This is a genomic window from Amycolatopsis sp. NPDC039088 (assembly GCF_055598845.1).
The window spans coordinates 59,653-69,623 of the sequence record NZ_JBVKAE010000044.1 but is presented as its reverse complement, the minus strand read 5'-3'; the positions used below and the strand labels follow the sequence as shown (position 1 = coordinate 69,623).

The 9,971-nt window shown below is 67.7% G+C and carries 10 protein-coding genes and 1 tRNA gene; 6 read left to right on the top strand and 5 right to left on the bottom strand.

Annotated elements, in window-relative coordinates:
• The first annotated feature begins 228 nt into the window (after window positions 1-228).
• Window positions 229-672 carry a class I SAM-dependent methyltransferase gene (locus ACZ7KI_RS37605; protein ID WP_470277769.1) on the top strand — a complete coding sequence of 148 codons (444 nt, stop codon included), beginning with the start codon at window positions 229-231 and terminating at the stop codon, window positions 670-672.
• A gap of 147 nt (window positions 673-819) precedes the next feature.
• Here ACZ7KI_RS37605 and ACZ7KI_RS37600 read toward each other — a convergent pair.
• Window positions 820-891: transfer RNA gene (locus ACZ7KI_RS37600), tRNA-Glu, on the bottom strand.
• A 623-nt stretch (window positions 892-1,514) separates the two neighbouring features.
• Between ACZ7KI_RS37600 and ACZ7KI_RS37595 the strand changes: the two genes are divergently transcribed.
• Genes ACZ7KI_RS37595 through ACZ7KI_RS37575 form a run of 5 tightly spaced genes read left to right on the top strand, consistent with a single transcriptional unit; the run spans window position 1,515 to window position 5,837 of the window.
• Window positions 1,515-3,689 carry a sensor histidine kinase gene (locus ACZ7KI_RS37595; protein WP_470277768.1) on the top strand — a complete coding sequence of 725 codons (2,175 nt, stop codon included), beginning with the start codon at window positions 1,515-1,517 and terminating at the stop codon, window positions 3,687-3,689.
• Window positions 3,686-4,120, top strand: a complete 435-nt coding sequence (locus ACZ7KI_RS37590; protein ID WP_470277767.1) for a roadblock/LC7 domain-containing protein — start codon at window positions 3,686-3,688, stop codon at window positions 4,118-4,120. Before ACZ7KI_RS37595 ends, ACZ7KI_RS37590 begins: the two co-directional genes overlap by 4 nt.
• On the top strand, window positions 4,117-4,494 hold the full coding sequence (locus ACZ7KI_RS37585) for a DUF742 domain-containing protein (RefSeq protein WP_470277766.1): 378 nt from the start codon (window positions 4,117-4,119) through the stop codon (window positions 4,492-4,494). Before ACZ7KI_RS37590 ends, ACZ7KI_RS37585 begins: the two co-directional genes overlap by 4 nt.
• The gene (locus ACZ7KI_RS37580; protein ID WP_470277765.1) at window positions 4,475-5,062 is read left to right on the top strand and encodes a GTP-binding protein; all 588 of its coding nucleotides are present in this window, start codon (window positions 4,475-4,477) and stop codon (window positions 5,060-5,062) included. The genes ACZ7KI_RS37585 and ACZ7KI_RS37580 overlap by 20 nt, the downstream gene beginning before the upstream one ends.
• Before the next feature lie 19 nt (window positions 5,063-5,081).
• Entirely contained in the window at window positions 5,082-5,837 is a 756-nt protein-coding gene (locus ACZ7KI_RS37575; protein WP_470277770.1) for an MHYT domain-containing protein, read from the top strand.
• Between the two features lie 25 nt (window positions 5,838-5,862).
• Here ACZ7KI_RS37575 and ACZ7KI_RS37570 read toward each other — a convergent pair whose 3' ends face one another.
• Genes ACZ7KI_RS37570 through ACZ7KI_RS37555 form a run of 4 tightly spaced genes read right to left on the bottom strand, consistent with a single transcriptional unit; the run spans window position 5,863 to window position 9,727 of the window.
• The gene (locus ACZ7KI_RS37570; RefSeq protein ID WP_470277764.1) at window positions 5,863-6,615 is read right to left on the bottom strand and encodes a succinate dehydrogenase/fumarate reductase iron-sulfur subunit; all 753 of its coding nucleotides are present in this window, start codon (window positions 6,613-6,615) and stop codon (window positions 5,863-5,865) included.
• Window positions 6,612-8,555 (bottom strand): fumarate reductase/succinate dehydrogenase flavoprotein subunit, encoded by a 1,944-nt coding sequence (locus ACZ7KI_RS37565; RefSeq protein ID WP_470277763.1) that lies wholly within the window; start codon window positions 8,553-8,555, stop codon window positions 6,612-6,614. The genes ACZ7KI_RS37570 and ACZ7KI_RS37565 overlap by 4 nt, the downstream gene beginning before the upstream one ends.
• 57 nt (window positions 8,556-8,612) lie before the next feature.
• Complete coding sequence (locus ACZ7KI_RS37560; RefSeq protein ID WP_470277762.1) at window positions 8,613-9,443, bottom strand: hypothetical protein; 831 nt, start codon at window positions 9,441-9,443, stop codon at window positions 8,613-8,615.
• Window positions 9,440-9,727, bottom strand: coding sequence for a hypothetical protein (locus ACZ7KI_RS37555; protein WP_465504309.1), 288 nt, complete (start codon window positions 9,725-9,727; stop codon window positions 9,440-9,442). Before ACZ7KI_RS37555 ends, ACZ7KI_RS37560 begins: the two co-directional genes overlap by 4 nt.
• Between the last annotated feature and the right edge of the window lie 244 nt (window positions 9,728-9,971).

Sequence of the window (9,971 nt, the reverse complement as noted above, 5' to 3'; positions counted from 1 at the left end):
ACCTCGAGTGTGGAGGATTTGGGACCTTCACCGTCCCAAATCCTCCACACTCGCACCCCACAGGCATCAGCGATGCCACATCCAGACCACCAAGAACAGCGCCGACCAGCAACTCTGCGACTTTGCCGCGACCCTGACCCTCAAGGTAGGGAAGAGGCCTTCACGTACTCCGGGATACGGCCTCTTGGTCCTGTCGGGACGGTGACCTCGTCGGCTAGCGTCGGCGCTATGTCGGACCAGGCCACGACGCTGCTCGAAGTGCTCCCGGACCTGGCGGGCAGGTCGGTCCTGGTCGTCGGATGCGGCGATGGCCGCTATCCGCGGCTGTTCCGCGGCAAGGGCGCGCGCCGGGTGGCCGGTGTCGACGCGGACCAGGTGCTGATCGCGGCCGCGCAGCGTGAAGAGGAACGCGATCCGGCAGGCATCTCCTACGAGGTCCATCAGCTCGACCGGATGCCGGTGATGGGGACCTTCGACGTCGTCCTGGCCTTTCTGGAGTCCCCCGAACATCTCGGCCGCATCACCGCGAGCCTTGCCGGGGGCGGACTGCTCGTGGTCGTCGCCACGAACGGGCTCACGCTGGAAGAGGGCTTGCGGCGCAACGGATTCCGGGACATCGTGCTGCGCCGCGACGAACACGGCGACATCCACAGCGCCCGCAAAGGCGCCTGAGTCGCGCACCCTGGTGTCGAGCCAGGCTGGCCGGGGCTATGAATCCCGGCCGGTCGCCGGACCGTGCGCGTCTGGCGGTGTGGAGCACACGGACCCCACACCGCCGCACCGGTACGACGGAACAGGTTTCCCCGCCGTGCCGGGGCGTAGCGCGTGTGGGAGTCGAACCCACGTCACCGGGATGAAAGCCCGGTATCCATTCCGCTGGACCAACGCGCCTTGGCCTGGAACACAGTCCGGCGCGCACCGCGCACCGGACTGCTCTGTTCCAGAAGCAAGGGTTCACCGAAAAGAACACACAACGAAAAAACCGCCCGGTCCGGTTTCCCGATGGGCGGCTCCGCGAGTGCGACGTCGTGTCACGTCGACGGCAGGGAGCCCCGCTTTTCTTTCATGCCAAGGTGTGCGATGGCCTCGCGTCGCCATATCATGTTCGCTCCCTTGGTCGGTGTCCGCACTCATCTTCCGCGCCGCTGCGACAGCGGTCAATTTCTTTTCACCCGAACCCTCGGGCGCCGACGCCGGAAATTCACGGACGCGGCGATCACGGAATCGGGTAGTTCACCCTACGCGAAGGTAAAAAGCCGGACGGTGCAACGTTCACCCTCTGTAGCTGATGCGTACGAGGGAAAACGGGTCCGACTCCTTGACGACACCCCCGGCGGCGGAGTTACGTCCCTGGCTTGAATTCAGGGAAAAAACGCACTCTGAAAATCGTTCATCGGGCCACGGATAGGAATCGAGCCGCGCCACAGATGAAAGAAGACGAACCACTTCGACGCCGTTCTGCCGCCACCTACTGGAATCCCAGTACGTGGCGGCTACGCACCAAGATCTCCGTAGTGCTGTTGTTGCCCGTGCTCGTCGCGGTGCTGCTGGCGGGAGTACGGGTACAGGCCGAGCTCGCCAGGGCGGGCGGGCTCAGCGCCGTACGGGATCAAATGCCTGTCCTGCAAGGGATCGTCGAGCTCAGCACGCTCGTCGCCGACGAGATGATCCACGACGGCGGATCCGCGCAGACCAGCGCGGTGGACGCGAAAGCGGCGTCGGTGCGGCATGACGCCGACTTCGCGCGGCTCGCGCCACAGACCGCGCGGGCACTGGAGACCGAGTTGGGGAAGCTGGCCGAGCTGCGGCAGGAGACCGGGTCGCCCGCCGTCAAAACCGGCGGCTACCACGACTTCTTCTTCGCCCTCACCGAAGTGTTACCCGGCGTGGTCGGACAGGCGGGCAGCCCGGATCTCGACGCCTCGGCAGGCATCGCCAGTGCGCTCGTGCAGCTGCGGACCAGTCTCGCGGTGCAAGAGGTGCTGTCCGGACAGCCACAGGACCCGCCGATCGTGGCCGCCGCTCAGCACGCCGCCGCCGAGGAATCCGTACTGACCGCCCAGATTCGCCGGTCGTTGACGCCGGGTGCGGAAGCCGCCCGGTTCGCCGCGGCGACCATCCCGGGCGCCGGTGGACCGGCGATGAAACGTGCCGCGCTCGGGAGTCTGCTGACGGAGCACGTCAAAGCGCTTTCCGACTCGGTTGGGGTCCAGACCAATCTGGCCCGTTCCGACGCCCTTCGCGACGCCGCGCTCATCATCGCTTCGCTACTCGGTGCCCTCTCCATCGCGCTCGCCGTGGCGCGGTCGCTGGTCGCGCCCATCCGGCGGCTGCACGGGGCCGCGATCGACGCCGCACGCCGACGGCTGCCCGACACGATCGAGCGGATCCGAGGCGGGGAAGCGATCGACTGGCAGGCGATCGAGCCGCTCCCCGTCGACTCCGAGGAGGAGATCGGCCAGCTCGCCCGTGCCTTCGACGACATGCACCGGCAGGCCGTCCGGCTGGCCGTCGGCGAGCAGGCGGAGATGCGCATCCAGGTCAGCGAGATGTTCATGACACTGTCCCGCCGCAGCCAGTCGCTGGTGGAACTGCAGCTTTCGGTCATCGAGGACCTCGAAGCCGACGAGCAGGATCCGCAGCGGCTCGCCGAGCTCTTCCAGATCGACCACATCGCCACCCGCTTGCGACGCAACGGCGAGAACCTCCAGGTCCTCGCCGGTGGCCGCCCGGTGCGGCGGGATATCGGGCCGGTCGCGACGGTCGAGCTGCTGCGGGCCGCGACCTCGGAGGTCAAGGACTACCAACGGATCTCCCTGGGGAACGCGCCGCGCGGGTCGGTGCAGTCCGAGGCTGCCGCCGACGTCGTGCACATCCTCGCCGAACTGCTGGAGAACGCCATCCGCTCCTCGCCGCCGGAGGAGCAGGTCGTGCTCACCGCCGACCGGGGGTTCGACGGCGGAGTGCTGATCGAGGTCGTCGACGTCGGGCTCGGCATGGGCCGCGAGGACATCGAGGCAGCGAACGCCCGCCTCGCCGCCGGTGCCACCGTGAGCCCGGAAACCACGCGCCGCATGGGACTGTTCGTGGTGAGCAGGCTCGCCGCGTCGCACGGGATCACCGTCCGGCTGCGGCCGACGACCACCCGGACCGCGAGCGCGGGGATCACGGCGAGCGTGCACGTTCCCGGCGTGCTCGTGCTGGTCGACCTGCCGCCGCGGCCCGGTCCCCCGGCACCCCGGCCCGCGATCAACGGCAGCGCCCGCCACGAGCTCGAACCCCGATGGCCCTCCGAGGAACCAGCGCCCTCCGGCCCGGAGCCCACCCCGAAGCCGACCCCGATCTTCGACCAGATGCTTTCGCACTGGTTCGCCGACGAACCCGTCGCGGCCGCGACGGACCAGACCGGCCAGTGGGTCACCCCCGTCGACCAGGTCCGGCTGGCCGCGGAAGTCGCGGTCGGCGGCCTGGACGATCTCGAGTTCACCGACTCCGGGCTGCCGACCCGGCAACCCGGCGCACAGCTCGCCCCCGGCGCGGCCGCCCCGCGCCAGCCGCAGCCGGAAGACACGTCGTTCCGCGATCCCGCGGCGGTGCGGAACAACCTTTCCCGGCACTACAACGGCATGCGCGCGGCCCGCCATCGCATCACGAACGAGCCTGCCGAACCGAAGGTGGAGAAGCGATGAACATCCGGCAAGAAGGAGCGGACGTGATCGACCAGTCCCGGAACTGGCTGATGTCGGCGTTCACTCAGGACGTTCCCGGCGTCGCGCACGCGGCGCTCGTCTCGGCGGACGGACTCCTCGTGGCGGCGAACGAGACGCTGCCGCGGGACCGGGCCGACCAGCTCTCGGCGATCGCGTCCGGGCTGTCCAGCCTCGCGCTGGGCACGGCCGAGCTGTTCACCGCCGGCCGGGTCGTGCAGTCCGTCATCGAGATGGAGCAGGGCTTCCTGATGCTGATGAACGTCGGCGACGGCTCGAACCTGGTGGTGCTGGCCAACCCCGGCTGCGACATCGGGCTGGTGGGGTACGAGATGACGTTGCTGGTCGACCGGGTCGGGAAGATGGTCGAGACCCCGGTGCGGCATCCGGCCTCACCGGGGGCCACCCGGTGAATGAAGCCCGGCGACGTGAGGGCGGCCGGCACGCGGCTTCGCTGGCCCGCCCCTACGCGTGGACCGCCGGCCGGACCCGGCCGACGGTCGACCTCCCGGTGGAAGCGCTCGTGGAGACGACCACCGAAGGACGCACGGCGCCCTATAGCCCCACCAACCCGCTGGCGGTGGTCACGCAGCTGTGCCTGCACCAGCGTTCGGTGGCGGAGGTCGCGGCCAACCTGAACGTGCCGCTGGGGGTGGCCAGGGTCCTGATCGGCGACCTGATCGGCGCCGGACAGGTGTCGGTGCGGGACACGCTCACCGAAGACACCTCCTGGGACGAACGCAACGACCTGCTCGAAAGGGTCCTCAGTGGACTACGCGCACTCTGAACGACGGATCACCTCGGCCAAGATCGTGGTGGCGGGCGGATTCGGCGCCGGCAAGACCACCTTCGTCGGCGCGGTCTCGGAAATACTCCCGCTGCGCACCGAAGCCGTGATGACGGCCGCGAGCGTCGGGGTGGACCGGATCGAGGCGGTGCCGGGGAAGATCGCCACCACTGTCGCGATGGACTTCGGCCGCCTCACTCTCGCCGACGACCTGGTGCTCTACGTGTTCGGCACGCCGGGTCAGCACCGGTTCTGGTTCATGTGGGACGACCTGGTCTGCGGCGCGGTCGCCGCGATCGTCCTGGTCGACACCCGCCGCCTCATGGACAGCTTCGCGCCGATCGACTTCTTCGAGTCGCGCGGCCTGCCGTTCCTGGTGGCCATCAACCAGTTCCAGGGCACCCGCCAGCACGCGCCCGACCAAGTGCGCGAGGCGCTCAAGATTCCGGCGGCGGTGCAAGTGATCTCCTGCGACGCGCGCTCGCCGGAGTCGACGAAACAGACCCTCATCGCCGCGGCCGAGCACGCGTTGGCCGAGTTACACGCGCCGCATCAGCGGAAAGCCTGACAGGAGCCCGGAAATGCAGATGAATCACGACGATTTCGCGATGGGGAACTGGCTCATCGTGCTCGCGTACCTCACCTCGGTGGCGGGGTGCGCGCTCGGGCTCGCCTGCACACTGCAGGCCCGGTCCACCAGCAACCCGCGGAGCAGGCTGGGGTGGCTCGCGCTGGCAGCGGTGTCCATCGGCGGGGTCGGCATCTGGGTCATGCACTTCATCGCGATGCTGGGCTTTTCGACGCCAGGTCTGCCGGTGCGCTACGACATCTTCCGCACGGCATTGTCCGCGGTCCTTTCGGTGTCCGCGGTTTTCTCCGGCCTGCTGGTGTTCGGGGTCCGCAACCGGTTCGCGTGGCGGCGGCTGCTGCTCGGCGGACTGCTCACCGGGCTCGCGGTGAACGTCATGCACTACACCGGGATGTGGGCGGTGCAGATCAAGGGGACCATCGGCTACGACGTCCCGCTGTTGGCGCTCTCGGTGATCATCGCGGTCGTCGCCGCGACCGCCGCGCTGTGGTTCACGGTCGGGCTGGACAAGCTCCTGCCCCGGCTGGCGGCGGGACTGGTGATGGGCGCGGCGGTCACCGGCATGCACTACACCGGGATGGCGGCGGTGCGCCTGCACCTGGATCCGGCGGCGGCGGATCCACCGGGGGTGGAGGTCTTCTCCTTTCTGTTCCCGGTCTTCGTACTGGCCACGCTGGCACTGGCGGTGCCGATCTGCGCGGTCCTGATGGCTTCGGCGAGTACCGAGTCGCCGCGGCCTGTCACCCAGTCATAGGAGCCTCAGCAGCACCACCCCGGCTCTACTTGTCCCGTCGGAAGAGCTTGCTCCCCAGCCACACGATGGGGTCGTACTTCCGGTCCGCGACGCGTTCCTTCATCGGGATGAGCGCGTTGTCGGTGATGTGGATGCCTTCCGGGCACACGTCCGAGCAGCATTTGGTGATGTTGCAGTAGCCGAGCCCGTGCTCCTCCTGCGCCGCGTCCCGCCGGTCGGCGACATCGAGGGGGTGCATTTCGAGTTCGGCGATGCGCATGAGGTACCGGGGCCCGGCGAAGGCCTCCTTGTTCTCCTCATGGTCGCGCACGACGTGACAGGTGTTCTGGCACAGGAAGCACTCGATGCACTTGCGGAATTCCTGCGAGCGCTCGACGTCGACCTGCTGCATCCGGTACTCCCCCGGCTTCAGCTCCGGGGGCGGGGTGAACGACGGGATCTCCCGGGCCTTGGCGTAGTTGAACGACACGTCGGTCACCAGATCGCGGATCACCGGGAACGTCCGCATCGGCGTCACGGTGATGACCTCGTCCTCGGTGAAGGTCGACATCCGGGTCATGCACAGCAGCCGCGGTTTGCCGTTGATCTCCGCCGAGCATGAACCGCATTTGCCCGCTTTGCAGTTCCACCGCACTGCCAGATCCGAGGCCTGGGTGGCCTGGAGCCGGTGGATGATGTCGAGGACGACCTCGCCCTCGTTGACCTCGACGCTGTAGTCCTTCAGCTCACCCGAATCGGCGTCGCCGCGCCAGACCCGGAAACTCGCCTTGTAGCTCATGCCGGACTCCCGGGGTGCGAGGCCAGTTCTTCGTCGGTGTAGTACTTGCCCAGCTCGGACAGTTCGAACAGCTCCAGCAGGTCCTGCCGCAGCGGGGTCTGTTCCTTGACCTCGATACCGATCTCCGGCACCACCGGGTTGTCGCCCGGCGTGGCCGAGCAGACGAGGAGTTTGTTGCGCCACTGGGGATCCATGCCCGGGTGGTCGTCACGCGTGTGGCCGCCCCGGCTCTCCGTGCGCATCAGCGCGGCCCGCGCGACACATTCACTGACCATCAGCATGTTCCGCAGGTCGACGGCGAGATGCCAGCCGGGGTTGAACTGACGGTGCCCTTCGACGGTGACCCGCTTGATCCGCTCGCGCAGTTCGCCGAGCTTCTCCAGCGCCCGCTCGATCTCCTCCGCCTTGCGGATGATACCGACCAGATCGTTCATCGACTGCTGCAGTTCGGTGTGGAGGCTGTACGGATTCTCCTCGACGCCGTCACCCGGCGGGTCGAACGGCGCGAGCGCCATCGCCGCGGCGGCGTCCACATCGGACTGGCTGACCTTCGGGCGATCCTTCAGGTCCGCGACGTAGGACGCGGCGCCGAGCCCGGCCCGTCGGCCGAAGACGAGCAGGTCCGACAGCGAGTTCCCGCCGAGCCGGTTCGAGCCGTGCATGCCACCCGAACACTCACCCGCGGCGAACAGGCCCGGCACACTCGACGACGCCGTGTCCGGGTCGACCTCGATCCCGCCCATCACGTAGTGACAGGTGGGGCCGACCTCCATCGGCTCCTTCGTGATGTCGACGTCGGCGAGTTCCTTGAACTGGTGGTACATCGACGGCAGCCGCTTGCGGATCTCCTCCGCGGGCAGCCTGCTGGCGATGTCGAGGAAGACCCCGCCGTGCGGCGATCCCCGGCCCGCCTTGACCTCGGAGTTGATCGCGCGCGCCACCTCGTCCCGGGGCAGCAGGTCCGGGGTGCGGCGGTTCTTCTCCTGGTCGGTGTACCAGCGGTCGGCCTCTTCCTCACTGTCCGCGTACTGCCCCTTGAACACGTCAGGGACGTACTCGAACATGAACCGTTTGTCCTCGGTGTTCTTGAGGACCCCGCCGTCACCGCGAACGCCTTCGGTGACCAGGATCCCCTTCACACTGGGCGGCCAGACCATGCCGGTCGGATGAAACTGGACGAACTCCATGTTGATGAGCGTGGCCCCGGCCCGCAGCGCCAGCGCGTGGCCGTCGCCGGTGTACTCCCACGAGTTCGAGGTGACCTTGAACGATTTCCCGATGCCACCGGTCGCCAGCACCACCGCCGGTGACTCGAAGAGGATGAACCGGCCGCTTTCCCGCCAGTACCCGAACGCGCCGGAGATCCGGCTCGGCCCATCCGGGGCACCCGGACCCGGGCGATCGGTCAGCAGTTCGGTGATCGTGCATTCGGCGAAGACCTTGATCCTCGCCTCGTAGTCGCCGGTCTCCTTGAAGTCCTCTTGTTGCAGCGAAACGATTTTCTGCTGCATGGTGCGGATCAGTTCGAGCCCGGTGCGGTCACCGACGTGCGCCAGCCGCGGGTAGGTGTGCCCGCCGAAGTTGCGCTGGCTGATCCGGCCGTCGGCGGTGCGGTCGAACAGCGCGCCGTAGGTCTCCAGTTCCCAGACCCGGTCGGGCGCCTCCCTGGCGTGCAGCTCGGCCATCCGCCAGTTGTTGAGGAACTTCCCGCCGCGCATCGTGTCGCGGAAGTGGACCTGCCAGTTGTCGTTGGAGTTCGCGTTGCCCATCGACGCCGCGCAGCCGCCTTCGGCCATCACCGTATGCGCCTTGCCGAACAGCGATTTGCACACCACCGCGACGCTGAAGCCGCGCTCACGGGCCTCGATGACCGCGCGGAGACCGGCGCCGCCTGCCCCGATCACCACCACGTCGTAGTTGAGCCGTTCGACCTCGGTCATAGAAAAAGCCACCTCAAAGCTGGACGCCGTTGTCGGGGACGGGAGATTCCCGTGCCACTAGTTGATGAACCGCAGATCCGAAATCGCCCCGCTGGCCACGAGCATCACGTAGAAGTCGGTCAGCACGAGCGTGCCCAGCGTCGTCCACGCCAGCGCCATGTGCCGGGTGTTGAGCTTCGTGATCTGCGTCCAGATCCAGTAGCGGACCGGATGTTTCGAGAAGTGCTTCAGCCTGCCGCCGGTCACGTGACGGCACGAGTGGCACGACAACGTGTAGGCCCACAACAGGATCACGTTGCCGAGCAGCACGACGTTGCCGAGCCCGAAACCGAACCCGCCGGTCTTGCCGTGGAACGCGGTGATCGCGTCGTAGGTGTTGATCAGCGAGACGACCACGGCGACGTAGAAGAAGTAGCGGTGGGCGTTCTGGATGATCAGCGGCAGCCGCGTCTCACCGGTGTACTTCGCGTGCGGTTCGGCGACCGCGCACGCGGGCGGCGAGAACCAGACGGCCCGGTAGTAGGCCTTGCGGTAGTAGTAGCAGGTCAGCCGGAAGCCCAGCAGGAACGGCAGGACGAGGAACCCGAGCGGGATGAAGCCCGGCAGTTCACCGATCCAGGCCCCGAAATGCCGGGAGCCTTCGACACAGGATTCCGAGACGCAGGGCGAATAGAACGGCGTCAGGTAGTGGTACTCGGGCACCCAGTAGGCGGTGCGCACGAAGGACCTGATCGTCGCGTAGATGATGAAGGCGGAGAGGCCGAGGACGGTCAGCAGCGGGGAGAGCCACCACCGGTCGGTGCGCAGCGTTTTTTCGGCGATCCGGGCCCGCGACGGCGCGCGGACCCCCGTACCCCGTCCGGCCTCGTTGCCGGCGGGGGCGCTCACCGCTGGTCGCGCTTGTAGCCGCCGACGCCTTCGTCATCGGCGCCTTGCCAGAGCGCCGGGTCGTAGGGCGTGTCGGGTATCTGGACCCGATCGGCGGCCTTCGCCTGCGCGGGTACCGCGTTCGGGGTCGTGTCGAGATCGGCCGCGTCGATGTCGAGCCGCTCCACGTCGTTCGCCAGGCGCCGTACCGCCGACGCGTCGCCGTATCGGGATCGCAGCGTGCCGACGCACTGCCTCAACTGACCGATGGCTCGCCGAAGTTCGGCGATCTCTGTGGTGGACATCGGTACCTCCCGATGGTCGGTTCGGTTGGCCGCTTGAGCCTTCGAAGGCAAGCGATCCTCGCCGTCTCGACTCTGCCGCGCATTGTGCAATGTGACAAGTAGCACAGTGGAACCTAATGACGTGACGGAGGTCACGCGAGTCGATCTTCTGTATCGATTTTGATTCGCGGTTTCCCCCGAGGTACTGTGGCCACTGTCACGACCCAGCGACGTCAGCGTTGCCGTCCCGCGGACCACCACGACC